29 protein-coding genes and 3 pseudogenes are annotated in these 25930 nt (G+C 58.8%); 19 read left to right on the forward strand and 13 right to left on the reverse strand.

The features are described from left to right. Positions 1-116: 116 nt before the first annotated feature. The 4 genes and pseudogenes from ACSQ9D_RS23855 to ACSQ9D_RS23870 all read right to left on the reverse strand — a co-directional run bounded on the left by ACSQ9D_RS23855 (position 117) and on the right by ACSQ9D_RS23870 (position 3072). A pseudogene (locus ACSQ9D_RS23855) lies at positions 117-499 on the reverse strand (type II toxin-antitoxin system VapC family toxin). After that, positions 496-696 carry a type II toxin-antitoxin system VapB family antitoxin gene (locus ACSQ9D_RS23860; protein WP_436284374.1) on the reverse strand — a complete coding sequence of 67 codons (201 nt, stop codon included), beginning with the start codon at positions 694-696 and terminating at the stop codon, positions 496-498. The pseudogene ACSQ9D_RS23855 and the gene ACSQ9D_RS23860 overlap by 4 nt, the downstream one beginning before the upstream one ends. A 180-nt stretch (positions 697-876) precedes the next feature. Then, positions 877-2685 carry a hypothetical protein gene (locus tag ACSQ9D_RS23865; protein ID WP_436284375.1) on the reverse strand — a complete coding sequence of 603 codons (1809 nt, stop codon included), beginning with the start codon at positions 2683-2685 and terminating at the stop codon, positions 877-879. Between the two features lie 216 nt (positions 2686-2901). After that, the gene (locus tag ACSQ9D_RS23870) at positions 2902-3072 is read right to left on the reverse strand and encodes a hypothetical protein (protein WP_436283259.1); all 171 of its coding nucleotides are present in this window, start codon (positions 3070-3072) and stop codon (positions 2902-2904) included. 130 nt (positions 3073-3202) lie between these two features. Between ACSQ9D_RS23870 and ACSQ9D_RS23875 the strand changes: the two genes are divergently transcribed. Continuing rightward, complete coding sequence (locus ACSQ9D_RS23875; RefSeq protein ID WP_436283258.1) at positions 3203-4234, forward strand: IS110 family transposase; 1032 nt, start codon at positions 3203-3205, stop codon at positions 4232-4234. A gap of 374 nt (positions 4235-4608) precedes the next feature. Here the strand turns inward: ACSQ9D_RS23875 and ACSQ9D_RS23880 are convergent, their stop codons facing one another. The 4 genes from ACSQ9D_RS23880 to ACSQ9D_RS23895 form a co-directional block, all read right to left on the reverse strand. Then, a complete protein-coding gene (locus ACSQ9D_RS23880; RefSeq protein WP_436284376.1) occupies positions 4609-5640 on the reverse strand; it encodes an IS110 family transposase in 1032 nt (343 codons plus the stop codon). Positions 5641-6092: 452 nt separating this feature from the next. Then, on the reverse strand, positions 6093-6689 hold the full coding sequence (locus tag ACSQ9D_RS23885; RefSeq protein ID WP_436284377.1) for a mobile mystery protein B: 597 nt from the start codon (positions 6687-6689) through the stop codon (positions 6093-6095). Next, complete coding sequence (locus tag ACSQ9D_RS23890; protein ID WP_436284378.1) at positions 6686-7147, reverse strand: mobile mystery protein A; 462 nt, start codon at positions 7145-7147, stop codon at positions 6686-6688. The genes ACSQ9D_RS23885 and ACSQ9D_RS23890 overlap by 4 nt, the downstream gene beginning before the upstream one ends. A 108-nt stretch (positions 7148-7255) precedes the next feature. After that, positions 7256-7870, reverse strand: a complete 615-nt coding sequence (locus ACSQ9D_RS23895) for a pyridoxamine 5'-phosphate oxidase family protein (RefSeq protein WP_436284379.1) — start codon at positions 7868-7870, stop codon at positions 7256-7258. Positions 7871-7947: 77 nt separating this feature from the next. Between ACSQ9D_RS23895 and ACSQ9D_RS23900 the strand changes: the two genes are divergently transcribed. The 4 genes and pseudogenes from ACSQ9D_RS23900 (at position 7948) to ACSQ9D_RS23915 (ending at position 9588) form a co-directional block, all read left to right on the forward strand. Next, complete coding sequence (locus ACSQ9D_RS23900; protein WP_436284380.1) at positions 7948-8187, forward strand: DUF1778 domain-containing protein; 240 nt, start codon at positions 7948-7950, stop codon at positions 8185-8187. Beyond that, on the forward strand, positions 8184-8708 hold the full coding sequence (locus tag ACSQ9D_RS23905; protein WP_436284381.1) for a GNAT family N-acetyltransferase: 525 nt from the start codon (positions 8184-8186) through the stop codon (positions 8706-8708). Before ACSQ9D_RS23900 ends, ACSQ9D_RS23905 begins: the two co-directional genes overlap by 4 nt. A 225-nt stretch (positions 8709-8933) precedes the next feature. Next, on the forward strand, positions 8934-9182 hold the full coding sequence (locus ACSQ9D_RS23910; RefSeq protein ID WP_436284382.1) for a type II toxin-antitoxin system VapB family antitoxin: 249 nt from the start codon (positions 8934-8936) through the stop codon (positions 9180-9182). Continuing rightward, a pseudogene (locus ACSQ9D_RS23915) lies at positions 9179-9588 on the forward strand (PIN domain-containing protein). Before ACSQ9D_RS23910 ends, ACSQ9D_RS23915 begins: the two are co-directional and overlap by 4 nt. 154 nt (positions 9589-9742) lie before the next feature. Here the strand turns inward: ACSQ9D_RS23915 and ACSQ9D_RS23920 are convergent. Further along, positions 9743-11542 (reverse strand): adenylate cyclase, encoded by a 1800-nt coding sequence (locus ACSQ9D_RS23920; protein WP_436285155.1) that lies wholly within the window; start codon positions 11540-11542, stop codon positions 9743-9745. 304 nt (positions 11543-11846) lie between these two features. On the opposite strand from ACSQ9D_RS23920, the gene ACSQ9D_RS23925 reads away from it, so the two are divergent. The 14 genes from ACSQ9D_RS23925 (at position 11847) to ACSQ9D_RS23990 (ending at position 24155) form a co-directional block, all read left to right on the forward strand. Continuing rightward, the gene (locus ACSQ9D_RS23925) at positions 11847-14054 is read left to right on the forward strand and encodes a DUF3604 domain-containing protein (RefSeq protein ID WP_436284383.1); all 2208 of its coding nucleotides are present in this window, start codon (positions 11847-11849) and stop codon (positions 14052-14054) included. 12 nt (positions 14055-14066) lie between these two features. Next, positions 14067-15050, forward strand: coding sequence for a peptidyl-prolyl cis-trans isomerase (locus tag ACSQ9D_RS23930; RefSeq protein WP_436284384.1), 984 nt, complete (start codon positions 14067-14069; stop codon positions 15048-15050). Positions 15051-15100: 50 nt separating this feature from the next. After that, entirely contained in the window at positions 15101-16072 is a 972-nt protein-coding gene (locus tag ACSQ9D_RS23935) for a HupE/UreJ family protein (protein ID WP_436285156.1), read from the forward strand. 115 nt (positions 16073-16187) lie between these two features. Then, positions 16188-16457, forward strand: a complete 270-nt coding sequence (locus ACSQ9D_RS23940; RefSeq protein WP_436284385.1) for a hypothetical protein — start codon at positions 16188-16190, stop codon at positions 16455-16457. A 61-nt stretch (positions 16458-16518) separates the two neighbouring features. Further along, positions 16519-16947 (forward strand): cysteine rich repeat-containing protein, encoded by a 429-nt coding sequence (locus ACSQ9D_RS23945; RefSeq protein WP_436284386.1) that lies wholly within the window; start codon positions 16519-16521, stop codon positions 16945-16947. A gap of 27 nt (positions 16948-16974) precedes the next feature. Beyond that, positions 16975-17544 (forward strand): OmpA family protein, encoded by a 570-nt coding sequence (locus ACSQ9D_RS23950; RefSeq protein WP_436285157.1) that lies wholly within the window; start codon positions 16975-16977, stop codon positions 17542-17544. A gap of 30 nt (positions 17545-17574) precedes the next feature. After that, positions 17575-18264, forward strand: a complete 690-nt coding sequence (locus ACSQ9D_RS23955; RefSeq protein WP_436284387.1) for a hypothetical protein — start codon at positions 17575-17577, stop codon at positions 18262-18264. Positions 18265-18361: 97 nt separating this feature from the next. Then, on the forward strand, positions 18362-18883 hold the full coding sequence (locus ACSQ9D_RS23960; protein ID WP_436284388.1) for an ion channel: 522 nt from the start codon (positions 18362-18364) through the stop codon (positions 18881-18883). A 347-nt stretch (positions 18884-19230) separates the two neighbouring features. After that, entirely contained in the window at positions 19231-19983 is a 753-nt protein-coding gene (locus ACSQ9D_RS23965; protein WP_436284389.1) for a GntR family transcriptional regulator, read from the forward strand. Between the two features lie 4 nt (positions 19984-19987). After that, the gene (locus tag ACSQ9D_RS23970) at positions 19988-20773 is read left to right on the forward strand and encodes a transporter substrate-binding domain-containing protein (protein WP_436284390.1); all 786 of its coding nucleotides are present in this window, start codon (positions 19988-19990) and stop codon (positions 20771-20773) included. A gap of 72 nt (positions 20774-20845) precedes the next feature. Continuing rightward, positions 20846-21517, forward strand: a complete 672-nt coding sequence (locus ACSQ9D_RS23975; RefSeq protein WP_436284391.1) for an amino acid ABC transporter permease — start codon at positions 20846-20848, stop codon at positions 21515-21517. Further along, positions 21514-22173 carry an amino acid ABC transporter permease gene (locus tag ACSQ9D_RS23980; RefSeq protein ID WP_436284392.1) on the forward strand — a complete coding sequence of 220 codons (660 nt, stop codon included), beginning with the start codon at positions 21514-21516 and terminating at the stop codon, positions 22171-22173. Before ACSQ9D_RS23975 ends, ACSQ9D_RS23980 begins: the two co-directional genes overlap by 4 nt. Then, a complete protein-coding gene (locus ACSQ9D_RS23985; protein ID WP_436284393.1) occupies positions 22151-22876 on the forward strand; it encodes an amino acid ABC transporter ATP-binding protein in 726 nt (241 codons plus the stop codon). Before ACSQ9D_RS23980 ends, ACSQ9D_RS23985 begins: the two co-directional genes overlap by 23 nt. A gap of 355 nt (positions 22877-23231) precedes the next feature. Next, positions 23232-24155 carry an ArdC family protein gene (locus ACSQ9D_RS23990; protein WP_436284394.1) on the forward strand — a complete coding sequence of 308 codons (924 nt, stop codon included), beginning with the start codon at positions 23232-23234 and terminating at the stop codon, positions 24153-24155. Here ACSQ9D_RS23990 and ACSQ9D_RS23995 read toward each other — a convergent pair. From ACSQ9D_RS23995 to ACSQ9D_RS24010, 4 genes and pseudogenes are all read right to left on the reverse strand, one after another. Beyond that, positions 24100-24319: pseudogene (locus ACSQ9D_RS23995) on the reverse strand (WGR domain-containing protein); the annotation flags it as partial. The gene ACSQ9D_RS23990 and the pseudogene ACSQ9D_RS23995 sit on opposite strands and share 56 nt — an antisense overlap. Positions 24320-24466: 147 nt before the next feature. Continuing rightward, complete coding sequence (locus tag ACSQ9D_RS24000) at positions 24467-25147, reverse strand: DUF6904 family protein (protein ID WP_436284395.1); 681 nt, start codon at positions 25145-25147, stop codon at positions 24467-24469. Between the two features lie 56 nt (positions 25148-25203). Beyond that, entirely contained in the window at positions 25204-25626 is a 423-nt protein-coding gene (locus ACSQ9D_RS24005) for a type II toxin-antitoxin system VapC family toxin (protein ID WP_436284396.1), read from the reverse strand. After that, complete coding sequence (locus ACSQ9D_RS24010) at positions 25623-25889, reverse strand: type II toxin-antitoxin system Phd/YefM family antitoxin (protein ID WP_436284397.1); 267 nt, start codon at positions 25887-25889, stop codon at positions 25623-25625. Before ACSQ9D_RS24010 ends, ACSQ9D_RS24005 begins: the two co-directional genes overlap by 4 nt. Positions 25890-25930 lie beyond the last annotated feature (41 nt).

Consider the following 25930-nt stretch of genomic DNA (forward strand, 5'->3'; position numbering starts at 1 on the left):
CGAAAACGAATGGTCGACTGGATCGAGACCAGGAACCTGTAGGAAGTGGCGCGCGCGAGCTGAAGTGCAAGCAATCCAAAGCCTGTTCGGAATTTCGTGCAGTATTGTTTCCGCTTTTAGTTGGGCAGATTGACCGGTATGTGCAGTGAAGCGCCCGCCTTTTCGGCCGCTGCCCGCAAGCGCTTGTCTCTGGTCCATAATGCCGCTCGCTGGTCAAGGAGGACCGATGCCAGCAAGTGGGCATCCGTGTAGGCAATACCCATGCTGAAAATGCCGTGGCGATCGATCATTGTCATGACTTCGTCGTGCGTGGCGACGACCGCTCCGCGCTGCGCCGCCAGAAAAGCCATCACGCTGCCGCGATCCCGAAGGCTGCCAAGCGCCAGCTCGCCGATCACGGCCGGGTGGCAAAGTAGGCATCGCCTTCAATAACCCTGCCCAGTTCGGCATCGACACGGCGAAAATGATCAATCCAGATCGAGGTGTCCGCTAATATCACTTGGCCGCTGCGCTCCGGCGGCGCGCGGCTGCCTCGGCTTCGGGCATGGTTCCTCCGAGCGCGATGAGACGCTTTCCGGACTCCAGACGGACAAGCGTTTCCAGCGCCTGGCGCATGAGCGCCGCGGTTTCCTTGGTGCCGGTTAAGGACCTGGCCTTTTCCATAAGCGCGTCGTCGAGGTTAATAGTCGATCGCATGATTTGGCTCCCTTACTGGCATAAAAAATAGCACCATTTGGTGACTAAATCTGCGCCATTTCCGCTGTCGCATTTCCGGCGCAATGCGATCACTGAAGTAGCATGGGAAATTTCTTGGACCGCCTATGACACGAGCGCGTAAGGATTGACCCTACGAGCTTGAACCGGTTCGGTTCGGTTTCAATAGGAATGGTTGACTCGAAATAACATCAGATCTGTCGGACGGGCCGGAACCATCGGTTCCAATCCTTCAACCTCTTCGCCTGCCAATAAGCTCTGTAGTAGCGGCATCTGGCCCTCACCCGGCAATCCTCTAGGTATCCGGCATAAGGCGAGATAGTCGAAGTCTGCCAGAAGCGCGGACCGCTCCGAACCGTCTGAAGTCATGAACGTCCTTAGAAATCGACTGATCGCAGGTGCTGAGCGGTGGAACGGGATACTCGAAACGCTGACATTTCCTGGTCCGTTCAGAATGATGTGGAGACCGAGGGCGGGCGGGGTCATCACTTTCGACCGCCCGAGCAAACTGATGGCAGTGAGATCGTGATGTTCACAGGATTTCCACAAAAGATGGTCGAACGCGTCATAGCTTTCGGGGGCGTCCGGGGACTTCGGAGTGAGAAGAAGCAATGCGAGAGGCAGGGCTGCAAAGCAGCCGATGACCGCCGAAACCTTCGCATCTTTTTCGGATAGGGATCGCCAGCGAGCGGCCAACTCTCGAATGGCGAGCGGCATGAGCAGGGGAACGACGCCGACCGAAATTCTCAGAAAGCGGTTCGACAAAAAGACTAAAATAACCAGCGCACAGGCGAGCAGGTAGATAATTGGTAGTTGCGGCCGTCCTTCGCTAATGCTCCGGCGCGCGGAGGGGGCTGCGAGGACGAGCGTCAAGCTCATGGTCGCCAGCAGCGCAATGGCGATGTGATCTTGGGTGCGAAAGAACTGTAGAGACGTCATTTCCTGCTGGATCCGGTCGAACCAGTACAGACGGCTTGGGCCGGTTATCATGGAGAACGGACCAGAAGCCATCAGTGGATACTGCAAGAGGATACAAGTGAGAACGGCTGCGCCGAGAAATAGGAGAATGATTGCGCGCACCATCCGGTTGTAGCGTTCTCCCAGACCTATGGAGACCAGAACCGATACTAAGCCAAATGCCGACAGTGCCTGTATGTAGGGCATCGAAAAGGCATCGGCAGACATTGTCCAGTAGTGAGCGGGTGGGATTAGGACGAGCATTAAAATTGGCGGCATGACCAAGCAAGCGATCCCCGTCGAACCTAGCATTGTCCGACTGCCGCGAACATTGAACACCCAAGTGCAACTGAGCGCTATAAAAATCAGGGCAGAAATCGGAAGCGTCTCAAGACCGACAGCCGTCGAAACCGACACGCTCACGCCCACAGTGGCTCCACCGACCATGTCGAAGCGACTTATGCCATATATGACAAGTAACAGCAGGACGATCTGCAGGTTATGATGATCGATACGACCCGGACTGAACTCCCAAAAGGCATATGGCATGACAATCAGCAGCCCCAGCAGTGTTTTGACTGGAAGATCCGCTTTTGAGGGACAAAGCCGCTTCAATACACTGACGATCAAGATGCTATAGATGGCACCCAAGATCGGCGGCCACATCTTGAACGCGATATCGATCGATCGCTCTTGTCCGAAAAAATATTGTAGGGCGAATGCGATGGACGCATAAGGTGCATCGATCAGGCGCGACCATGGTGAGATGTATATTTCCGGACCGCGGACCGTCGGCAAACTGAGATCGTACCAACCTGATGATCTCAGGAGTAATCGAAGGAAAAGACCGCGGAGTTGATCGTCGATATCGCCATTGTGAAGCGTATCGCCACTAAGATCGAGTGTAATGTAGACCGCGATCACGCAGACGACGAGCAACAAGTACAGCCAAAACGGCCAAGTATCGTTCGGCACCTCACGTTGAGATGCGTTGGTCCACCCGAAAATCGCCATACCTACTCTGCGTTAAAGTCGAAGAAACTGATACGTGTTCCTTGTGGTTGTAATCTCATAAGTTGAAAATAGATTCAATAGACGGCGGTTGTCTAATCGCACGCTACTCGTCAAGATGGTTTTGGCACTCGGCATCGTCACCGCGTCGGAGAAAGCGAACACGGTGTAAAATTGAATGGTTGGTCGTCCCCTCAGCGACCGTCTTACCAGTCAGAGCTATCCAGTGCCGGGAGCAGGGTTGTCTTCGCGGTCGACAGGTGTCGCCGCATAGTGGGTCTTCGCAGGTAGGACCTTCCTATGTTTTTGGCGCAGCTCGATGAGGTGCAGCCGCCGGAACGGAATGATCCAACCCACGTCCGCAGCAGGGACGCTCAGTGCCTCAAACATGGGGTAATCGCGGCGCGATCGTCCCAGGCCACTTTTCTCAGATGATGGCTGGCGGGGGTGGTTGCCCCCGATAAGATGGAAAAACGGGCTCACGATTGGAACCGGGCCCAAACATCAAGTGGAGGCAACCATGGACCAATATATAGGGCTCGACGTTTCGTTGAAAGATACTGCGATCTCGATCAGACAGGACGGGCAGCGGATATGGCGGGGGAAGTGCCCTTCTGACCCAAAACTTCTGGCGCAGATGATCCGCAAGCACGCCCCGCACGCCAGGCGCGTCGTATTCGAGACGGGGCCGTTGTCGACGTGGTTCTATCACGCCCTGACGGCCGAGGGGATGCCGGCGATCTGCATTGAAGCGCGGCACGCACAAAAGGTATTGAACGAGACGCTCAACAAGACCGATGCCAATGATGCGGATGGCTTGGCGCAACTTGCCGAAGCCGGCTTCTACAAGGTGGTCCGGGTAAAGGCGTTCGATAGCATGCTGACGCGCACGCTGGTGGGCGCCCGCAATCAGCTCCTGAGCATTTCGATCCAGATCAGCAACCAGATCCGCGGGTTGATGAAGACGTTCGGTCTTATCGTACCCAAAGGAAGAGGACGGGTGTTTGATGGCAATGTGAGGGAACTCGTAGATGGGAATGACAGCTTGGCAAGGATTATATTGCCGCTGCTTGAGGCGTGGCGCGACATCCGCAAGCGCACGGCCGATCTTGATCGCCAATTGCTTGCGGCTGCACGGGAGAGCCAGGCGACAAAGCTGTTGATGACGATTCCGGGTATAGGCGCCATCACAGCCGTCTCCTATGTCGCGGCGATTGAAGATCCAGAAAACTTCAGAACGTCGCGCTCGGTTGGCGCCTGGTGCGGGCTGACAACGCGGCGCTACCAGTCAGGCGAGGTCGATTATGATGGCCATATCTCGCGAAGAGGCGACAACCATTTGCGCGGACTGCTTTATGAAGCGGCGACGGTGATCCTCACGAGGACCAGTGCCAGGAACGAGAGCAGTCTCAAAAGATGGGGGCTCAAGCTGCGTGAGCGGTTGGGCTTCAAGCGCGCTGCGGTGGCGGTTGCCCGAAAGCTTGCCGTCATCATGCACAGCATGCTCAAAACAGGAGAGATGTTCAACGCATTGGCTGGCGCCACCGCATAAGCGAAGTGTCAGCCTTCCTCCCTCAGCGCGTCAAACCCGATTTGAGGCACTGAGCGTCCCTGCTGCGGACGTGGGTCGGATCATTCCGCTTAACCTGGCTGCAGCTCATCGAGACTGCGCCTCAAACATTAGGAAGGTCCTACCTGCGAAGACCCATTGTGCGGCGTCACTATGTCGACCGCGGAGACAACCCTGCTCCCAGCACTGGACAGCTCAAAAAATATCACCGCTGAGGACCGACTCAACCAATGGATTTACGTCGCTCTGCATCTACCGCAGAACGGCGACGATGCCGAACGCTCAAACACCTTGACGAAGGGAGTGCGATTATACAACCAGGTTTGACGCGCCGAGGGAGATGGCTGGCGTGTCGCTTACGCTGTGGCGCCAGCCGATGCATGGAATACTTCTCCTGTCTTGAGCATGCTGTGCATAATGACCGCGAGCTTTCGGGCGACGGCCACCGCGGCGCGCTTGAAGCCCAAGCGCTCACGCAGCTTAAGTCCCCAGCTCTTGAGGCGGCTTTCGTTATTGGCTCTGGTTCTCGTGAGGATCACCGTTGCTGCTTCATAAAGCAGGCCCCGCAGATGGTTGTCGCCTCGTCGCGAGATATGGCCGTCATAGTCGACCTCGCCAGACTGGTAACGCCGCGTTGTCAGCCCAAGCCAGGCGCCAACCGAGCGCGACGTTTTGAAGTTATCTGGATCTTCAATCGCTGCAACGTAGGATACCGCCGTGACGGCGCCGATACCCGGAATCGTCATTAGAAGCTTCGTCGCCTGGCTCCGTCGCGCCGCTGCGAGCAATTGGCGATCGAGATCAGCCGCCCGCTTGCGTATGTCGCGCAACGCATCGAGCAGAGGCAATATGATCCTTGCCAGGCCGTCATTCCCATCCAAGAGTTCCCTTACATTGCCATCAAATACCCGACCTGTTCCTTTGGGAATGATGAGACCGAACGTCTTCGTCAGGCCGCGAATCTGGTTGCTGAGCTGGGTCGAGATGCTCAGAAACTGATTGCGAGCCGCCACCAGCGTGCGCGTCAGCATGCTGTCGAACGCCTTTACCCGGACCGCCTTGTAGAACCCGGCTTCGGCCAACTGGGCCAATCCATCCGCATCATTGGCGTCGGTCTTGTTGAGCGTCTCGTTCAGGACCTTTTGCGCGTGCCGCGCTTCGATGCAGATCGCGGGAACCCCTTCTGCCATCAGTGCATGATAGAACCACGTTGACAATGGCCCCGTCTCAAACACAACGCGCTTGGCGTGCGGGGCGTGCTTGCGGATCACCTGCGCCAAGAGCTTTGGGTCAGAAGGGCACTTCCCGCGCCATATCCGCTTCCCGTCTTGTCGGATCGAAATCGTGGTATCTTTTAATGAAATGTCCAGCCCTATATATTGGTCCAAGGTTGCCTCCATTTGATGTTTGGGCCCGGTTCCAATCGTGAGCCCGTATTTCCATCTTATCGGGGGCAACCACCCTCGCCAGCCATCATTTTAAAAATGGCCTGGGACGATCGCGCCGCGATTACCCCATGTTTTTGGTGTTGGGTAGAAGCGACCGCAAAAACTGCTTTTTAGAGTGGAGTAGCCGTTAAGGTCTGGTCAACACGCCGAATTGGCGCGGGTTCGACTCCTCTCAAGGCGGGGTTAACAGGCTCTGTGGCCAATTCGGCGGCTTCTACCGGTTCGGTCGATTGGAGGCGAGCGGTTTTGATCGTGAGCGTTCCACTTCCGGTGCTGATGGACAGTCGCCAAGCTGAGAAGGGTCTACCAGCGGAGCAGCCGAGGACCGGTGAAGACGCCGAGCGCGCCGGTCAGCAGGATGCCTATGGAAAGATTCGCTCGAGAGGCTGGCATCAACTGCGCGCGAATTCCTGCAGGGGCGTAATATCATGATCGTCGGCAGCACGCAGTGCCGCGACGTAACGAGCGCGCAGTTCGCCGACATCGGCAAGACTGCCGCCGCCCCAACTGAAACGCTCGGCGCCGAGGCGCTCAATCAGAAGATCGGCCGCCAGGCGGGCATGACGGCCATTTCCGTTTGGAAACGGGTGGATGGCGACCAGTCGATGGTGAAACCTGATCGCAATTTCATCCGGCGGAAATGTCTTATACTGGATCCAATAGCGGATGTCGCTTAACAGGCCGGCGAGCTCCACACCAATGCGGTAAGCCTGCATACCGATGTTGCGCTCCGTCGTCCGGAAGGTGCCGGCCCATTTCCAGACGTCGCCAAACATCCGCTTGTGCAGCGTTCGCACGAAGTCATCGCTGAGCATCCGCTCAAGCGATACACGCCGGCGGCCGCGCGCCCATGCGGTGCCCTCGACAATGTTTTCCTGTTCCGCCTCGTTGAGGTCACGGCGGTGCGTGATCCATGTCTGAAGCAGTCCCTCTCGCTCATGCGGTTCAAGGGGTGTTGCGTCCTCAGGCTCCTGAAACAGGTCCGTCATGTCTCGTTCCAGAGGTCGCGCTCGGAGAGCCTGTCGCGAATGTATGCCTGGACGCGGGATTCGAAGTCCACTTCATCCGTGCCCTGCGCTTCGAGCCGCATTGTATGCGCGACGCGGTGAAGCTCGCGCGTTGCGATTTTCCTTGCGCGCGCCTCGATGACAGCCTCGAGCGAACTGTTGGGAACAAGTGCGTAGACGAGTGTGCAATCCAGCGCCTCAGCTGCGCGACGTAAGGTGTTAAGTTGGATCGTCCCTGCCGCTTCCGATTTCTCTATGGCTTCTACGGTTTGGGGCCGCACGCCAATGCGCGTGCCGAGCTGCGCACCCGTCATCCCGAGCGCGTCGCGCAGTGCCCGTACCCATCCTTTCGGCGGCGCCTTGAACCGGTCAATCGGTTGGAGCGCCTGCAATCTTTCATCGAGCCGCAAGCGCCCCTTCGTTCGACTGTCGCTCTTCATCTGTCACTCTCAGACTGTAACCTGATCACGATCAAATACATATCAGTCTATAGACTGAACTGCAACATGATTGAATCAGCCCATAATTTGATCACTTGGATCAAAATATCAGGCCACAAGCCGCGCACGCAGACTTGCGTTCTCCGATTCCAATTGAGCCAAGCGTTCACGCAGCGGGGTAACCGCCCGCTCGATCTCGCGTTCGGTATAGCGGGGGGCAATGTGTTGTGGGCAGTTCCAATCGAAGGCTTCGAGCCGCAGCCTGAAAATTCGCTCGGCTTTCGCCCTATAACCGACATCAGAAACGATATCCGTCAGCACCTTATCCGCATCGAGCGCCAATCTCTCAACATGTACGTAAACCTTGAGCCGTACCCGCCGCGGATAGTCCATCAGAAAGAGACAAGCTCGTTCGTTTACGCCGAAGTTGCCTGTACTGATATATCGGCGGTTGCCACGATAATCGGCAAAAGCCAATGTCTTCTCATCAACGATCTTGAGGAAGCTAGGTGGCCCACCACGGTGCTGCACATAGGGCCAACCTGTCTCCGACACCGACGCCATGTAAAAGCTGTCACGCGTCGTGATAAAAGCGACCTCGTTCTCGGTCAAACGATCGGATTCCCGGTTATTTGGGGCCAACCAAATTTGATCGGCACCCATTTCGGCTTGCGCCGCCCGCACGCTTGGGGTCACCGCCACTTCCAGAAAATGGTACGGCATGACTGATCTCCAATTCAATCGAGCCAGAATGGCGTGACCGCTCTCTTTGTGCAAGTTGGAAGACAGCAAATGCAGCGATGCGGGCCGCCACGTGGAATGCAGCGGCGCTGATGCGGGCAGCCTCAATTTGCAATACGGATCTGACTAATTTCGTAACGCAGTCTGCACTGCGTGAAGCCGATGCGGTGATTGAACAGGCGGAAGTTCTGAAAGTTTCGGAGCGCGATTACCTTCGCATTCTCGAACTGCTGGAAAATCCGCCGGCACCGAACGAAGAGCTCCTCGCCGCAGCCCGCGCATTACCGAAGTCAATATGACTGCTTGGCATGAAGAGCCGATTGGAAAGAAACACGAGCGAAAGTCTTTCGATTGCGGCGATAACAATCTCAATGACTTCCTGCATCGTTATGCTAGGCAAAGTCACGATCAGGGCGGCTCGAAGACCTTTCTGGCAATAGACGACGCGAACGGCAGCACGATATACGGCTTCTATGGCCTGGCGCCCACATCGATCGACCCAGCGAAAGTCCCGGAACGCGTTACGCGCGGACGGGCTCGCCATGAATTGCCGGGCTTTCGTCTGACGCGTTTGGCCGTGGATAAGCAACATCAGGGTCAAGGTCTGGGAGGACAGCTCCTGCTCGCCGCTGGCAAGCGGTGCCTGCGTGCCGCCTCTGAAGTCGGCGGCGCGGTGATGGCCATCGACGCCAAGAATGACAGGGTGGCCGCGTGGTATAAAACATACGGCGCACTACCGCTTGTTGAACCTCCCCTTGCGCTCGTGATTCCACTTGCAACGATGGCGGAAGCGTTGAGAGCGGCAGGCCATACCTTATAATCCCCCGCGCATGTCACAGGAGCGGTTTGATGAGTGCCGACCTTTTTCTGCTCCCCGACAGTAATCTCTTTATTCAATCCAAGCCCGTCAAAGATCTCGATTGATCGCAACGGTGAAATTACAATCATGTGCGTTTGCTTGTGACCCGCCTCGTGCAAGTCGAAATAGACAGGCAGAAAAATCGGCAGAGAGATCATTTTATATTGGGTACCGAAGGAGACTAATATGGCCGCATCACAACTTTCTGTCCGAAGCTCCAAGGCGCGAGATTTGGCGCACAGGCTTGCTCGCCGCGAAAATCGTTCGATTGCCGAGGTGGTCGAACGTGCGCTCGAATCCTATGAGATCCGGGAGGCAGGGCGCGAGCCTGCTTCGAGCTTCTATTCGCGTCTTGGGGCGCAAACCGGCACAGACATCAATCTGGAAGCTGTAGTCCGTGAAAATCGCCATCGGCATGAGGGCGTCGAGCTTTGATCTTTCTCGACACCAACGTCGTTTCTGAGACCTTGAAGAAGGCACCCAACGAGGGAGTGATTGCTTGGCTGGTTCGATCCGATGCGGAATTAGCACTGCCAACCGTGACGATCGCCAAGATCGCCTTCGGGATCCAGAAGATAAGACCGGATCAGCGCACCGATCGGCTGGAACAGGGGTTGCAAGAGTGGCGTCGTCGTTTTGCTGATCGGTCGGATTGACCGAAGAAGCCGCACTCGCCTACGGGGAGATTATGGGCGATGCCGCTCGCAAGGGACGCGGACTGTCGGCACCCGATGGATTGATTGCCGCGATTGCCCGGGTAAACGATGGCCGCCTAGCAACCCGCAATCTCACGGATTTCGAGACCGCAGGGCTCGATCTCACATCTCCGTGGGACTTCTAATGCCTTTGTGATGCTTTAATCCTTTGAATGAAGCAGGGAGGGGCAACGCTGCGACGACGGCCCGTAACACTAAAACCCGCGTGTATTCCCTCATGTGCCTGAGCCGGAATCGCCCAATCGCCGTCGTGACGGCCGTCTTTGAGTGGATCAGCCCCTAGGGCCGAGAAACCGGAGCCCCCTTCGTCGAACGCAGCATCGACGCCTGAACTTCGTCCACTGCTGGCAGCCCGGCCTTCCTGATGTCGGCGATCATTCTCGCCCGATCCGCGGGCTGGAAGTTGCGCGATTTTAGTTCGGCCACGATGTTCGGAATGAAATCGGGGCGCATTTCGTTGAATAGCTTGGCCTCCCGTCGGGCGTCGTCCATCATGTCCGCGTTCACGTAAATTACTGCTGCAACCGCGTGATAGAGCGGAAACGTCTGCAGATCCGCCTGGCGGATTTCGATCACTGCAGTTCGGTTGTCATGCAACATATAGGCGGCGAGTGCACGCGTCCCGTGATAGAAGCCACCGCCGCCGGGGTTGAGCTCGAGTGCGCGATCCAGTAAAGCTGCCCCACGCTCCCATTGCCCACTTTGGGCAACGCGAGTGCCGAACTCGCCCAGAAGCTCGGTATCGTTAGGGTTGGTCTCCAAGGCCTGTTCGCCGACTTTGAACGCCTCCGGGACCTGCTGGTTGAAAAACAGCGCAGTCATTAAAGCCTGCAGCGCACGGGTGTTGCCCGCATCCAGTTGAACTGCGCGCCGAGCGGCGCTTAGGCTGCGCTCGACCGGCGTCGGCGTGCCGGACCTTGTGTTGAACCGAAAACGTTCCTCGTCGAGATAGATGAGCGAGAGCATGGCCCAGCCCGTGGCGAAGGTTGGGTAGCGTTCGACGGCGTTCTCGAGGCAACTCCGCACGTTCGCATGCTGCTTCACCGTCAACTCCGCGCGATAGGCGTAGAAACGGAGCGTGCAGGTGTATACGCCAACATCGTCAGGGGGAGGGTTGACGGCATCCGCCTGGGCCATGATCCCATATGGCTGAGCGACCGTGGTCGCAACCTTGTTCGCAACGTCGGACTGAATACTGAACAGATCGCGGCTGTGAAGGTCGTCGTCGTAGGTCTCGGACCAGAGAATCTTGTCTGTCTCGGTATCAACCAGACGTGCTGTCACGCGCACCCGCTCGCCTGCAACACGCACGCCCCCGGCGAGCAGGAACCGCGCACCAAGCTCGCCACGCACCTGGGAGGCGGGCACGCCCGGCGACAGCGATTTGGACGTCTCACGCCCGAACACGTGGATTTCCTTGAAGCGAGGCAGGACCGTCAGCAATTCCTCGGTGAGGCCAGCCGAGTAAAGCTCCGCTTGTGGCGCATCGCCAAGATCGGCGAACGGGGCCACGACCAGCGTCGGACCTCCCTCGGAGAGGAGCGCGTTCGACCGGCCGAGCAACAGGTGAGTGGACAAGGCGAAAGCGGCAATACCAATGCCGAGCATTGCGCCAGCTCCGATCCCTACTACCATTACACGGTCCAACTGGACGCGAAAGCCGCGCCCTGCAGGTGTCTTGGCGTCCTTTGCAGAACGACCTTCAAACGCGCCGTTCCACTCGAAAGACGGCGCGTATCCACCTTTGGGGATGTCGATCCTTATCGGATCATGCTGGCCCGCCACGAAGTAGTAGCGCTCCAGCAGGCGACGGAGGCGTCCAGCCTCGATCCGGACGACGGGATCGTCCTGCGTGAACCCTTCGCTCCGCTTGAAAACTTCGACCGCGATCGAGTAGCCCTTGATCCGATCCGCACGACCCGCGAGCGTTTCTTCCGTGACGTAAGTCAGGAATGCGCCACTACGACCAACATGCGGAAATTCGGGGTTGGTAATGATGCGGTCGAGCTGAGCACGGATGTCATCCGGGCTCGGAGCAGGGCGAGATGGGGGAGACGCAGCCTTGTCCCCGGGTGACAATTCGTTCTGCACGGCTTGCTCCTCAGCCGCTACTGAAGGACACCTTTACCACAGATTATATTATTCACTTTCGAATGCAACCTACTGCTGAAACTGGTCTTCGTCCATGAAGATAAAGGCTGCGTCCAGTTCTCCTGAGCCCAAAGCAACGTTCTCCTGTCGAAATGGCCGGCACCAGATCCACCGAAACTACGTCCCGCCGGACCGTATGTTACTGTTACATACCTTGCGCTTTCGACTTCGCTGTTCACAGGTTGATGGGAACCTTCCATCTCCAGGGCCAAACCTTAATCGAGGGCAAGACATGCGCAGGTCGAACCGGGTCATACCGTTGCTTTCCTCAACCATCCTCGCAGTTGCTGCGACCGGGGCATCTGCCCAGGAACGCCACGCCTACTTCGGACAGACCCACCAGCACACGAGCTGGTCGCTTGACGCCTACATCATCGGAAACACGGTGACCGGACCGGAAGAGGCCTACCAGTACTCGATGGGGCAGACCATCAAGCATCCGGCCGGCTTCGATGTGAAGATCAAGACGCCACTCGATTTCCAGGGGGTGACCGATCACTCGGAATATGTCGGCGTCGTCCGCCTTGCCAATGATCCCACGTCTCCAATCAGCAAGCTCCCAATCGCCGCGAAGCTGAAGGTGACCAAAGACAACAGCGCGATGAACATCTTCCAGTTCCTGGCCGGAAGCATTGCCAGCGGCAAGCCGCTAAGCGAGCTGATAAAGCCGGAACTCACGGGTTCCATTTGGAAACAGAACGTCGCCATCGCCGACAAGTACAACAAGCCCGGCCAGTTCACCGCCTTCTGCTCGTACGAGTGGACGTCGATGCCCAATAACCAGAACATGCACCGCAACGTCTTCTTCAAGGATTGTGCGAAGGTTCCGGCGGCCCCGTTCTCCGCCCTCGACTCCGACCATCCCGAAGATCTCTGGACATGGATGGACGGCCAACGAAAGGCGGGGAACGAGGTGCTAGCCATCTCCCACAACGCCAACCTCTCCAACGGCATCATGTTTCCGACCGATGTCGACAGCAAGGGCAACCCGCTCGATGCCGTCTGGGCTCAGCAGCGCATGACCAACGAACCGCTCACGGAACTCAAGCAGGTGAAAGGGGCTTCCGAGACCCATCCCGACCTGTCGCCGAACGACGAGTTCGCCAACTTCGAAATCATGAACTACCTGATCGGGATAGATAACAGTTCAGGCAAGCTTCACGGGAGCTATGCCCGCGAAGCCTATGAGAACGGCTTGGCGATGCAGGCGACCCGCGGTTACAACCCCTACAAGTTCGGGGTGGTCGGCGCCGGGGACTCTCACAACACCGTCACCGCTTATTCGCAATCGAACTTTTTCGGCGATCATGGCCTCGTCGACGCGACGCCCGCTTCACGACTGGCGGGCAAAGTCGCATCCGGCATGAACGTCCTCGAGACCGGAACCTCCGGCCTGACCGTCGTGTGGGCGGAACAGAACTCCCGCGATTCCATCTTCAATGCGATGCAGCGCAAGGAGGTCTACGCCACAAGTGGCGTGCGGATTCAGGCACGGATGTTCGGCGGCTGGGACTACGACAGGGGACTTCTGGCGAATGCGGACTGGGCGAAGACCGCCTATGCCGGCGGCGTTCCGATGGGCGGCGATCTTCCTGCGGCCGACGACAAGGTTCCCTCCTTCATCGTATCGGCGGTGAAGGACCCCGACGACGGTAATCTCGATCGGATCCAGATCGTCAAGGGTTGGACCAAGCAAGGCCAGATCTTCGAAAAGATCTTCGACGTCGCCTGGGCAGGAAACCGGCAGCCGGATCCGGTCACCGGCAAGCTGCCCCCGATTGGAAGCACCGTCGATATCACCAAGGCGACCTACACCAACGACATCGGCGCGGTAGAACTGAAGGCGGTCTGGACGGACCCCGAGTTCGACCCGAGCCTGCACGCCTTCTACTACTCGCGCGTCCTGCAGATCCCGACACCGCGATGGAGCACGTACGACGCCGTCAAGCTCGGCATTCTTCCACCCAGCAGCGTGGCCGCCACGGTTCAAGAGCGCGCATGGACGTCGCCAATCTGGTACACGCCGACGCCCGCGGCCGTCGCCAAGGCGGAGCGCGGCCTGACCGTCGAAGATCTGACCAAGGCAGGAGCCGTCGCGCTCACCAACGATCAACTGAAGGAACTCGTCGTTGGCAAGACGTTCAAAGTCCGCAACAGGGTCACCAACCAGAATTTCGATGTCCTGTTCGGCGAGCATGGACAGCGTGTCATAACGGAGCTGAACGGTGGCCCGTCCAACCCGGACGATGTCCTGCAGATCATGCATCCGAGCACGTCAGGATCGACCGCGGACTATGAAATCAAGGACGGTCACATCGTCACGACGATCGATGGAAGCCCGTTCGAGCTGACGGTCTACACATCGGGCGACAAGTACGTGGCAGCGCGGAGCAACGAATTCGGCTACGCCAACTACGAAGTCCAGGCTGTCATTCAGTAAGGAGGCAGTCCCATGAAACTGTTTCCTATTGCCCCTGAGACCCCCGGTGTCCGTGCAGGGGAGGAGCCGACGAAGAGCAGGTGGCGGAGAGCCATCGGCGAACCCCTGCTCCACTTCCTCGTCGTCGGTGGATTCCTGTTCGGCGTGTACCACCTGCTGACGCCTCCGCAGGGGGAGGGTGAGGCGAATACCAACCAGATCGTTCTCACGAAGGACGACGTTCGGCAACTGGCCATTAGCTGGCTGGCGCAGGGGAGATCATCGCCGACGACGGAACAGGTACGCGGTCTCGTCGATCAGAAGGTGAACCAGGAAATCCTCTTCCGGGAAGCAGTGGCCCTCGGACTCGACCGCGACGACGAGGTGGTCAAGCGCAGGCTGGCGCAGAAAATGGACTTTCTGGCCACCGATGTGGCGTCGCTTCAGGAACCGACCGATGCCGAACTGAAGGCTTGGTTCGACAAGAATTCGGCGACCTTCGCGCTGCCAGCTCATGCAACCTTCCGGCATCTCTATTTCTCGACGGACCGGCACGGGAAAGAAACCAAGGAGGTCGCGGCGGCAGCTCTTCCTCTCGTCGAGGGCAAGTCTCCCGACTCCAGCGAAGTCGCCGCAATCGGCGATCCGTTCATGTTCCAGAACCACTACGGCGACGCCACGCCCGATCAGATGTCGAAGGAGTTCGGACCGGAGTTCTCCAATGAGCTTTTCCAGCTCACTCCGGGCAAGTGGGTCGGACCCGTCAAGTCGGGTTACGGGTGGCATTTGGTCTGGATCGACTCCATAGAACCCGGACGGATCCCGATCTACGCCGAGGTGATGCCCAACGTGAAGGCGGGCTGGATCGACGACAAGTATCGCGAGATCAAGACCACGGCGTTGGAGGAAATGCGCTCCCGTTACTCGGTCATCGTCCCACCTATCGAGACCGCCGACTTTCAGGACCTGCAGGTGCCACCTGGGTTCAACCTCGGGCTTGAGGTGTCCGCGCAATGACGGGCCCGCTGACACTACCCATGTTGTTCTGGCGGCTGCTCGTCGGCGTCATGGTCGCCTTCCTTGTGCTCGCCGGCGCGGTCTGCGCCCACGAGATACGGCCCGCCTATCTTGAGATCGATGAGATGGCGGCAAACCGCTACAGGGTCGTCTGGCGGACGCCCATGCTGTCGGGCATGCGACTTCCGGTCGCCCTGCGGTTTCCCGACAGCGTTCGGAATGTAACGGCCCCGGCCGAGCGCGACCTTCCGGATTCGCTTGTGGAGACGCACGTCATCGAGACAGCGGACGGAAGCCTTGCTGGCAAGCGGGTTGAATTCGTCGGTCTGCAGGCGACGATCACCGACGTGCTTGTGCGGGTTCACATGCTGGATGGTGCGGTCACGACGACGATGATCCATCCTTCGAAGCCGTGGGTCGACGTCGCCTCGCGACCCGGACGCCTCGACGTGGCCAAGACGTTCATCATGCATGGCATCGAACACATCGTGTTCGGTTACGACCACCTCCTCTTCGTCCTCGCGTTGATGTTCATCGCAAGAAGCTGGCGGGCGCTGTTGTTGACGGTGACGGCGTTCACTGCAGCGCACTCCATCACGCTGACCCTGGCGACCCTCGGGTTCGTGCATGTGCCCGGACCGCCCGTAGAGGCGGCGATCGCCTTCAGCATTCTGCTGCTCGCCTGCGAGATCATCCGTATCCAGAACGCGCAGACAAGCCTGACGGCGCAACGACCCTGGGTGGTCGCCTTTGCCTTTGGACTGCTGCACGGACTAGGCTTCGCCGGGGCGCTGTCGGAGTTGGCCCTTCCGGCCGGAGACATTCCGCTCGCCCTGCTGTTCTTCAATGTGGGCGTCGAGATCGGCCAGTTGATATTCATTGGTGCGGTGATCGGGTTGATCGCGCTGGCGAGGCAGGTGAGGTATCCGCCGTGGCTAGGTCGGCATGCCTTCGCCACCGCGACCTACGCGATCGGAGCAATGTCGGCATTCTGGTTCGTCGAGCGGGTGGCGGCGTTTTGAGCATGCCCCAACGCCTTGCGTGCGTTTGTTGCCGTCAGTTACGGCCCAATAGGAGAGATTTGCATCATCATGAGATCGCCTGTTGTGAGGCGACTTGCGCGAACGGATAAACCGGATGGGGAACGGTGTTGAATTCGTAAAGAACTCCTACAAGGAGCACGCCAAAGTCATCGAGGAACTCGCCGCCCGCGAGGAGGGGTTTCGCGACATGTGCGACGACTTCCTGACTGCACATGACGAGAAACTCCAATGGGAGCGATTGTCCGCTCCGGAGCGGGACGAGCGCATCGGCGAGTATCAGGAGCTCATAGACAACCTTCGGACAGAGATAGTGCAGGCCGTCAATCGAGCCGCCGTCTCCCCGCTTAAGCCGCCATGGCGATGAAAGCCGACCCCGCATACGACGGAAATGACCACTTCAGATCAATCGCTCAAGGATAGGAACAATGATGAGAGACAGAGTTGGTATCTTAGCAGGGGCAGCGCTCGCCGCCTTCCTCTCAATGACGGCCGCCGGCATGGCAGATACGATCAGCTACGCCGATGCGGTGACGACACTTGCCAAGGAGTGCGGCGCCGACATCAAGAAATTCTGCAATGGCGAGAACCTCGGCAACGGCCGCATCCAGGCTTGCCTCGAGAAGAACACCGCAAAGGTCTCGCCGACCTGCACATCTACGCTCGCGACCGTCGTGTCGTCGATCGCTCAGCGTCAGGAAGCGCAGGCCTCGGTGTTCAAGGTCTGCCAGCATGACATCTCCCAGTACTGCAACGGCGTGAAGGGCGACGGGAACATCCTTTCCTGCCTCGTCGAGACGAAGCGCGTCGACAACAGGGAATGCAACCAAGCAATTACCGACGCCGGATGGCGGTGAACCATGACCGGAAAGAAGGAAAACAACATGATCGCTCACGGCCTTCGCATTTCAATGGCACTCGGCCTGCTTCTGGCTCCGAGCATTACTTCCGCCCAGCAGCTCAACAACAGTCAGATCATGAGCACGCTCGGACAGGTCAAGGAGGCCGCACCTGCCGTCGATGTCGCTCTGCTGGTGGAAGAAGCGAACGCCAACGCCGGCAAAGGCGTCGCAGCGTTGCCCAACTGGAGCAAGCTGTCGGAGCTCTCGCAGTTGATCGTCGAGATTGATTTCGAAAACAACTCGACTGCCATCGAGCCGAAATCCTACCGCACCGTGGGGCTGATCGCGGATGCACTGCATCATCCGGATCTGTTCCGCTACAAATTCCTCATTGTCGGGCATTCCAGTGCGACAGGAACGGCCAAGCACAATCTCGAACTCAGCCAGAAACGCGCCGACGCAATCAACGAAGCGCTGTCGACCACGTTTGCAGTTTCGCCTGATCGCTTGTTCTCGGTCGGTGCCGGCGAGGAATGGCCGATCGATCCCGGCCACCCGGAGTCGGCCGACAACAGGCGCGTACAATTGATCAATCTTGGACTTTTGAAGTAATGCCCTCGTGGCCGAACTGGAGGACGAATAGTGCGTAGGATCTCGCATATCTGCATCGTCGCGCTCGCGGCGGGTCTCGTTTCCACATCCCCGACCATCGCGCAGGATGCCATCTCGGCTCCCGCGCAGAAGACCATTGGCGCAACCAAGTCAAAGATGGTGCCGTCGCTTGCCGTCCTCAATTCCGGAGGGGCAAAGCTCGAGAACGGCAAGCTCACCATGAGTGCCATCTCAGCGACGTCGATTGTCTTCGCCGACCGCCCGGTGCGATCGGCGGGCCATGTGCTCACCTCCGAGTTCATCAAGCAGTGGGATGAGGGCCCAGACAGTTTCGCAAAGGATCCTCCGAACGCGACGATCTCGGTCCTCAGCGGCAAGGGCGACAGCGTCGCCGACGCAGTCGTCGTCCTGAAGGCGCCGAAGCTCGAGGGCGGAAACCTGATCTTCGACGTCGCGGTTCTCGAAGGTGATCTCACCGGAGCAGATGGTCCGGCATCACTGTTCATCGATTGGTTTGCTGCACGTGGTCGGTATGGCGGCGTCGCCGTCGGGGGTGTTGGTCGTGCAGCGGTCTGGCGTGGGGGATGGTACGCACATCCTGGCGCATACTACGGCGCAGGCGTCGTCGCGGGGGCGGCGGTGGGAGCGGCGGTGGCGTCCGAACGCCCTTACTACCCGCCGCCGGCATGCGGATATTATCCCTATCCTCCCTGCTACTAGCGCCAGGGTATAGCAACATGCCCGTGCTGGTGTAGGCCCGGTGGGAGGCTTGCAAAAAGGCCTTCCACCGGAGGTGACGAGACCGAGGACATAGCGATTGGAGCATCTATCGAACCCGAACCCGCTTTTCGAAATCTTCGTCGGTACGCTTATTTTGATCGTCGTCATATTCGTACACGGCGTCGGTATTCGCAGCATCAGCCTTCAGTTCAGCAAATCCTGGGCACAAGTCACCAGCGTCACACCTCACTGGCGATTGAACCTGATGCTGGCGGTGACGATCGCCGCGCTGGCGCTCCTGCATTTCGCAGAAACCCTAATTTGGGCGGTTCCTCTCTATGTCAGAGAGATCATCCCCTCGATGCGCGACAGCTACTACTATGTCCTCGAGAGCTATACGACGCTGGGGGAGGGCAACGTGACCCTTCCAGATACGTGGCGTCTCCTTGGCCCGATCATCGCAATGTCCGGCTTGTTCACCTTCGGCTGGACGGGGAGCGTCCTGGTCAGCATCATGACGGACTTCGACAAATTCGACAAACTGCGGGCGAGGCGGGAGCGCGTGGAGGAGGCCAAGGGGGGCCAGAAGGCCGACCTCCGCGTTAGTGCTGCCTATTAAAGATGACGACGATCCGTGCGCAACTGCTGGAGACGCCTACGCGCTTTGGATTCAAGCTCCAAGCCTATGCCCAGCGAATGAAATCGCTGCCGCACGCTCGAAAAGGCAATCCTTGAGCCTTCTGCAACCTAATTTGCCCGCGTACTCTGACGACCTTATTTGTGCCCACCATGCGGGCAGGGTGTGGCTTTAGCTCCCGATGACCAAAAACGTCCGCCTTGTTCCTTTTGGGGCAGATGCACAGTGGCGATGCCTAGAATATCGACAGAGCGCGAGGCAGATCCGCCGTGACGGGTTGATTCCGAGGTCGCACTAGAATTTGGTACGGCCCTTGCTTTCTCTCTTGTATGCAAGACTTACATACTGAAAAGACCCAGCAGACAAACATCGAAGAAGCCATCGTTTCAGGCATTCTTTCCGCGCGAATCCATCCGGGTACTCGGCTCAGCGAAAATCAGCTCGCCGGACTTTTCGGAGTATCGCGTACGCGGGTCCGCGAGGCGATGATGCGCCTCGAAACCCGCGGCATCGTTCACGTGAGCCCGCGGCGAGGATGGTTCGTTGTAGAGCCGTCGGCTGACGAAGCGATGACTGTCTACGAGGCACGGCGGGTCATCGAGTCCGGATTGCTGCGGAGCATGCGGCCGCTGACCGAAGACGGGCGGCAGGTGCTCGTTGCGCATCTGGACGAGGAAAAGGCCGCGATGGCCGCTGGCGACCGCCAGCGCCTGACTTGCCTGATGGGCGATTTTCACATCCGGATCGCGGAGTTGTGCGGCAATGCCGTACTCATCGAGATGCTGCGCGACCTGACCGCCCGGACCATTCTTATTTCGATGCTCTACCAATCGGAGTTCCATGCAGCCCAGTCCCATCAGGGGCATTGCCGCATCTTCGAAGCCATGGTCGAAGGCGATTTCATCAAGGCGGCAGAATTGTCGATTGAGCATCTGGACGAAGTGGAAACGGGCCTGGATCTGACGGCGCGCCCCGATCCGCTGTCCGAACTGCGTATTTCCCTTTCCCTACCACCCAAGAATGCGCCTTCGACGTCCCGTTTATCCGGCGCGAAACAACCCGTAGCTCCAAAGGAGATATAAAGACATGCTTACAAGACGCGTATTTTTTGCAGTTGCGACGCTCGCGGTCACCGCCAGCTTCGGGGTCGTCGCACAGGCCGACTCGCTTGCCAACATCACCACCCGCGGCACGATCCGCGTCGCTGTCCCGCAGGACTTTCCGCCGTTCGGCAGCGTGGGGACGGACATGGCTCCGCAGGGATATGATATCGACGTGGCAAACCTGATCGCGGCGAAGCTCGGGGTGAAGACAGAGCTCGTTCCCGTCACCAGCGCTAACCGCATCCCCTATCTCCAGACCAATAAGGTCGATTTGGTAATCTCAAGCCTCGGCAAGAACGCCGAGCGCGAAGCGGTGATCGATTTCACCACCGCCTATGCCCCGTTCTTCAACGGTGTCTTCGCCCCCGCAGACATTTCTGTCACGAAGGCCGAGGAACTTTCCGCAAAGACTATCGGCGTCACGCGCGGCGCCGTCGAGGATCTGGAACTGACAAAGATTGCCCCTGCCGACGCCGTCATCAAACGTTACGAGGACAACAACGGCACGATTTCCGCGTTCCTCTCCGGGCAGGTGGATGTGGTTGCAACAGGCAACGTTGTCGCAGCCGCCATCCTCGCCAGAAACCCGCCAAAGCGTCCGGAGCTGAAGTTTTTGATCAAGAACTCTCCCTGCTACATCGGCCTCAACAAGAACGAGCCGGCGCTGCTTGAGAAGGTGAACGCCATCATTGCCGCTGCCAAGACAGACGGTGCGCTCAACGGCATCTCCCGGAAATGGCTCGGCGCCGATCTCCCGGCCGACCTCTGATCGTATCCATGGCCGCCATCCCACTGCCTGCGGGATGGCGGAGCCGCTGCTGAGCGCCAAGAGGGGAACAACTTGAACTATGTTTTCGAATTCGGCTGGCTAGCCCAATATTATCCGCAGATCGTCAAGGGCGTTCTGATAACACTCGAATTGATCGCCGTCGGCGCGGTACTCGGCATTTCGCTCGGCATTTTCTGCGCGTGGGTGCGGGCGCTCGGTCCCGCCTGGCTAAAGCCGATCGTGGCAACCTATGTCGAACTGATCCGCAACACGCCGTTCCTGATCCAGCTTTTCTTCATTTTCTTCGGCCTGCCCTCTCTCGGCCTGCAGCTTGACGAACTGACCGCGGCCAACATCGCGATGGTCGTCAATCTCGGAGCCTATAGCTGCGAGATTATCCGCGCCGGCATTCAGGCGACCCCAAAGGGCCAGTTCGAAGCGGGCGCCAGCCTTGCCATGACTCGCTTCGAGACCTTCCGGCACGTCGTACTCGTGCCCTCGCTGCAGCGCATTTGGCCGGCCCTGTCGTCGCAGGTGGTCATCGTGATGCTCGGCTCGTCGGTGGTATCGCAGATCGCTGCTGAAGACCTGACCTTTGCCGCGAACTTCATCCAGTCGCGCACCTTCCGCGCCTTTGAAGCCTATATTGTCTCGACCGTCATATATCTCTGCCTCGCGATCCTGCTTCGCCAGGTACTCGCCGTCCTGGGCGGTCTCATCTTTCCAAGGAGGGCAGCGCGATGATCGAGTTTTCCACATGGGATATCCTGCGTAATCTGCTGCTCGCGACGCGCTGGACCATTCTGCTTTCGCTTGTCTCTTTTGCCGGCGGAGGAGCGGTCGGCCTGCTTGTCCTCTTCCTGCGCATCAGCATGCGCAAGGCGGCCAGGGTTTTTGCTAAATATTACATCGAGCTGTTCCAGGGAACGCCACTCCTGATGCAGCTTTTCATCGCTTTCTTCGGTCTTGGACTGTTTGGCATCGACGTGCCGGCCTGGCTGGCGGCCGGAGTTGCGCTTATCCTGTGGACAGCTTCGTTTCTCGCCGAAATCTGGCGCGGTTGCGTCGAATCCATCAACCGGGGGCAGTGGGAGGCATCCGCCAGCCTCGGCATGGGGCGGCTGCAGCAAATGCGCTACGTCATTCTTCCGCAGGCTCTGAAGATCGCGGTGCCGCCGACGGTCGGTTTCTCGGTACAGGTCGTCAAGGGCACGGCACTCACCTCGATCATCGGTTTCGTTGAACTCTCCAAGGCCGGAACCGTCGTCACCAACGCCACCTTCCAGCCATTCACCGTCTACGGGCTCGTCGCCCTTATCTACTTCGCGCTCTGCTGGCCCCTGTCCAAAAGCAGCCAAGTGCTTGAAAGGAAGCTCAATGTCGCTCATCGAAATCACTGAGGTCCGCAAAAGCTACGGCACCAACGAGGTTCTGAAAGGTATCAATCTCGATGTAGAGCCGGGCGAGGTCATCGCCATCATCGGCAAGAGCGGCTCGGGAAAATCGACGCTGCTTCGTTGCATCAACGGGCTCGAAACCCCCACGCAAGGGGCAATCTCAGTCGCCGGAGCGCAACTACTCGACGACGAGGTGCACCTGAAGGCGCTTCGGCTGAAAGTCGGGATGATCTTCCAGCAGTTCAACCTGTTTCCACATCTAACGGTCGGCGGCAACGTTGTACTTTCTCAGACTGTCGTCAAGAAAACTGCAAAGGCGCAGGCCGAAGAGATGGCGCGCCGGATGCTCGACCGCGTCGGCCTGGGACACAAGTTTGACGCCTACCCCGACGAGCTTTCCGGAGGCCAGCAGCAGCGAGTGGCGATCGCCCGGGCGCTCGCCATGCAGCCAATCGCGTTGCTTTGCGACGAGATCACCTCGGCGCTCGATCCTGAACTAGTCGCGGAAGTGCTCGCCGTCGTGCGCGAACTTGCCTCTGAAGGCATGACACTTCTGATGGTGACCCACGAAATGAAGTTCGCCCGCGACGTCTGCTCGCGCGTCGTCTTCATGCATCAGGGTAAGGTGCATGAGATCGGACCACCTGAGGAGGTTTTCGCAAACCCGAAAACACCGGAGCTCAGACAGTTCCTCGGCATGCTTTGAAAGCGTCGTGTCGGCGGCGCCGACGGAAATCCCCAGCCGAACCGCCTCGCGATGACATCGTCAATATCGCACGGTCGCTAGACCGAGGCGGTGAGGGCGCCAGTGTTCGGCTAACCCGTCACCGGCTCCGCTGCTGATCGTCGTGCCTGCCCACGCCGGCGAACAATCCCCGCCTTGCCGCGCCTTGCGTCCTGCCCCGGCTTTAGGTCCTGCCGGGCCCGCGCCGCCCCACAACGGCGTTGCCGTCCTCCACCTCCGTTCCGGCCCTATCGGGTGCGGGCCTGCGCCTGACGCCCGGCATTCGGACCGCCGTAGCAGGTCGCGATGGTCGCGACCTCAAAACGGAGGTTTTGACATGAGCAGGCAACAAACCCACCAACGAGCCGATCTCTACAGCCGCGTCACCGACAAGATCATCGCCGAGCTCGAACAGGGCGTGCGACCCTGGATGAGACCGTGGAGCTCTGCCCAGGCGACTGATCGGATCACCCGGCCTTTGCGCCACAACGGCCAACCCTATTCCGGCATCAACGTCCTGCTTCTATGGTCCGAAGCGATCGCCCGCGGCTTCACCTCGCCGACCTGGATGACGTTTCGCCAGGCCCTCGAACTGGGGGCGGCAGTCCGCAAGGGCGAGACCGGCACCACGGTGGTCTTTGCCAGTTCCTTCATCCGCACCGAAACCACCGACACCGGCGAAGCGGTCGAGCACGATATCCCGTTTCTCAAGGCTTACACGGTCTTCAATGCCGAGCAGATTGCCGGCCTGGATACGCACTTTAATCAGGTCACAGCGGTTCAGGATCCGATTGTCCGTATCGGCCATGCCGACCGCTTCTTTGCCAACACCGGCGCCCTGATCCGGCACGGCGGATCGACGGCATACTATGCCCCAGCCCGCGATCACATCCAGATGCCAGCCTTCGCAGCCTTCCGCGACGCCGCCTCCTATGTCGCGATCCTCAGTCACGAGCTGACCCACTGGACGGCGGCACCGCATCGACTGGATCGCGATCTCAGCCGCTATGCCAAGGACCAGAGCGACCGCGCCCGCGAGGAACTGATCGCCGAACTCGGTAGCTGCTTCCTCTGCGCCGATCTCGGCATCGTTCCCGAACTCGAGCCGCGGCCCGATCATGCAAGCTATCTCGCCACCTGGCTCAAGGTTCTCTCCGGCGACAAGCGGGCGATCTTTGTCGCCGCCGGCCATGCGCAGCGCGCCGTCAGCTACCTGCACTACCTGCAGCCGGATCAGATGGACGAAGGGGAGGCGGCGTAGCCGCCTTTCCGATTTCAGACGACCACGATTGTGTCCTGTATCCGCGCGCCCGCTTTTGTCTGAACAGGATGAGGAACAATTGCACCGCAGCCTGCTCCGGCTCGGAAATGTTGGACCTTGATCTGACCCCGTGTGCCAATCCGTCCCCACCGTCTCGTCAGACACGTTTCCCGCTGGCACCCCGGCAGATGTCGTTGCTCGTCTGAACTTGGCGGCCAACAAGGCGCACGCCGATCCAGGAGTTATGTATGATAAGGTCGGCCAGAAAACGTCGCACCGTCGTGTTCTCGCTGGTTTGATGGCCTCGGGCCTTATCCGGAACTGCCTCGACGAGAAATTATGTAGTTGCTACCAGCGCGGATCGGGCCGTTCCACTTTGTCCCAAAGCGCCAGTTCCCACGGAGATAGAGGTTCTCCTTGCCTCGCTGAAGGCGAAGCACGCAATAGCTCTCGTACATGGGATCGAAACTCTTCAGGAGCTGCAGGAAATTCGCTTTTCTTTGCGTTTTGGTCCACGAGCAGAAAATCGCCCCGCGGCTCCTCAGCAATTCTAAGACTTCCGGTTGGGCAGGATCAAGACGTTGCCAAAGGGCTATCGCGCGTTCTCCGTCAGCACCAAAATCCTCCCGAAGAGCTTCCTCAATGATCGCCTCCAGCGCGTATGCGATAGCCTGTGTCTTGGCGGAGTGGTTGAGAAAGGCGAGAGATAGCCGCAGCATCCTGTTTTGAAGCAACAGGACTGGCCAGAGGATCTTCACGCCATAGCGGACGCCTACTTCCTCGTAGTGCTGAGGCGGCTGAAGAACTTCGCGCTGTTGCTCGTAGGCCTTACGAACATCGTATGCCAGACCGAGAAACACGCCCTCTTTGTCTTTCACGAGCGGGGATCGCTCATTGACATCGTGAATGACCTCATGCAGCCAACGAAGGGAGGTATAGTCGCCGATCAGCAGAATGCCGGCGTGGTTTTTCAGCAGGCCATATGACAGCATGCAGGTTCATCCTTTTCCGGCTGTGGTCGTTTCAAGGTCTATAGTTGGGTGGCTCGTCAGGTGATCCACGGATCGATGATTTCGATTCCCAGTCCTTCAAAATCCTTCGTATTGCGCGTGGCGAGGGTGAGATCGTGCGCGAGCGCAGTGGCAGCGATCAAGCCGTCCATCGAGGCCAGCCCGCGACCGCTTCGCTTCGCAAGCCCCATCACGTCACCCCAGGCCAGAGCAACCGGCTCATCTACGGGAATGACGCGGCGCTCAAAACGTTGTGGGAGATCTCGGGAGAGCCATTCAGCCAACGCATCGCGTTTTCGCCCGTTGTTCATCAGGGCAACGCCTCGGCGAATCTCTGCAATCGACACGACACTGATGAAGGCGCGGTCCTCGTCAAGCCCATCCAGCCATTGCAGAACGCGGGCTTCAGGGCGCGGCTTTGTCACCTCGGACAGTACATTGGTGTCGAGCAGCAGTCTCACAGCGGCAGATCACGCGGCTCGTCGCGTTGACGGTCAACGTCCAGATCAGCGCCGCGTAGCGGCGATTCCATCAGAAACTCTGCAAGCGTTCCCTTGCGTGCAGTCTTCCTGTGCCACTCCTCGGCCGAGACAACAACGACGCTCGGTTTTCCGTTTCGGGTGATCGTCTGGGGCGCGGATTGTGCGCGTTCGATGACTTCGGAAAGTTTCGCTTTAGCGCTGGCGACAGTCCAGCTTTCATCGTCATGCGATAATGGCTGCATTATAATCTCCTGACCATAGTGACTATAATGACTATATAGGC

This window comes from Rhizobium sp. LjRoot258, assembly GCF_964254185.1.
Lineage (GTDB): Bacteria > Pseudomonadota > Alphaproteobacteria > Rhizobiales > Rhizobiaceae > Rhizobium.

Excerpts from the sequence above, each read along its gene's own strand:
- ACSQ9D_RS23970 (WP_436284390.1), top strand. The coding sequence starts at position 19,988 with ATGCTTACAAGACGCGTATTTTTTGCAGTTGCGACGCTCGCGGTCACC.
- ACSQ9D_RS23885 (WP_436284377.1), bottom strand. The coding sequence starts at position 6,689 with ATGACGGACCTGTTTCAGGAGCCTGAGGACGCAACACCCCTTGAACCG.
- ACSQ9D_RS23985 (WP_436284393.1), top strand. The coding sequence starts at position 22,151 with ATGTCGCTCATCGAAATCACTGAGGTCCGCAAAAGCTACGGCACCAAC.
- ACSQ9D_RS23870 (WP_436283259.1), bottom strand. The coding sequence starts at position 3,072 with ATGTTTGAGGCACTGAGCGTCCCTGCTGCGGACGTGGGTTGGATCATT.
- ACSQ9D_RS23965 (WP_436284389.1), top strand. The coding sequence starts at position 19,231 with ATGCAAGACTTACATACTGAAAAGACCCAGCAGACAAACATCGAAGAA.
- ACSQ9D_RS23910 (WP_436284382.1), top strand. The coding sequence starts at position 8,934 with ATGGCCGCATCACAACTTTCTGTCCGAAGCTCCAAGGCGCGAGATTTG.
- ACSQ9D_RS23980 (WP_436284392.1), top strand. The coding sequence starts at position 21,514 with ATGATCGAGTTTTCCACATGGGATATCCTGCGTAATCTGCTGCTCGCG.
- ACSQ9D_RS23895 (WP_436284379.1), bottom strand. The coding sequence starts at position 7,870 with ATGCCGTACCATTTTCTGGAAGTGGCGGTGACCCCAAGCGTGCGGGCG.
- ACSQ9D_RS23990 (WP_436284394.1), top strand. The coding sequence starts at position 23,232 with ATGAGCAGGCAACAAACCCACCAACGAGCCGATCTCTACAGCCGCGTC.
- ACSQ9D_RS23890 (WP_436284378.1), bottom strand. The coding sequence starts at position 7,147 with ATGAAGAGCGACAGTCGAACGAAGGGGCGCTTGCGGCTCGATGAAAGA.
- ACSQ9D_RS23875 (WP_436283258.1), top strand. The coding sequence starts at position 3,203 with ATGGACCAATATATAGGGCTCGACGTTTCGTTGAAAGATACTGCGATC.
- ACSQ9D_RS23900 (WP_436284380.1), top strand. The coding sequence starts at position 7,948 with ATGCGGGCCGCCACGTGGAATGCAGCGGCGCTGATGCGGGCAGCCTCA.
- ACSQ9D_RS24000 (WP_436284395.1), bottom strand. The coding sequence starts at position 25,147 with ATGCTGTCATATGGCCTGCTGAAAAACCACGCCGGCATTCTGCTGATC.
- ACSQ9D_RS24010 (WP_436284397.1), bottom strand. The coding sequence starts at position 25,889 with ATGCAGCCATTATCGCATGACGATGAAAGCTGGACTGTCGCCAGCGCT.
- ACSQ9D_RS23860 (WP_436284374.1), bottom strand. The coding sequence starts at position 696 with ATGCGATCGACTATTAACCTCGACGACGCGCTTATGGAAAAGGCCAGG.
- ACSQ9D_RS23905 (WP_436284381.1), top strand. The coding sequence starts at position 8,184 with ATGACTGCTTGGCATGAAGAGCCGATTGGAAAGAAACACGAGCGAAAG.
- ACSQ9D_RS23865 (WP_436284375.1), bottom strand. The coding sequence starts at position 2,685 with ATGGCGATTTTCGGGTGGACCAACGCATCTCAACGTGAGGTGCCGAAC.
- ACSQ9D_RS23935 (WP_436285156.1), top strand. The coding sequence starts at position 15,101 with ATGGTCGCCTTCCTTGTGCTCGCCGGCGCGGTCTGCGCCCACGAGATA.
- ACSQ9D_RS23930 (WP_436284384.1), top strand. The coding sequence starts at position 14,067 with ATGAAACTGTTTCCTATTGCCCCTGAGACCCCCGGTGTCCGTGCAGGG.
- ACSQ9D_RS23945 (WP_436284386.1), top strand. The coding sequence starts at position 16,519 with ATGATGAGAGACAGAGTTGGTATCTTAGCAGGGGCAGCGCTCGCCGCC.
- ACSQ9D_RS23940 (WP_436284385.1), top strand. The coding sequence starts at position 16,188 with ATGGGGAACGGTGTTGAATTCGTAAAGAACTCCTACAAGGAGCACGCC.
- ACSQ9D_RS23925 (WP_436284383.1), top strand. The coding sequence starts at position 11,847 with ATGCGCAGGTCGAACCGGGTCATACCGTTGCTTTCCTCAACCATCCTC.
- ACSQ9D_RS23950 (WP_436285157.1), top strand. The coding sequence starts at position 16,975 with ATGATCGCTCACGGCCTTCGCATTTCAATGGCACTCGGCCTGCTTCTG.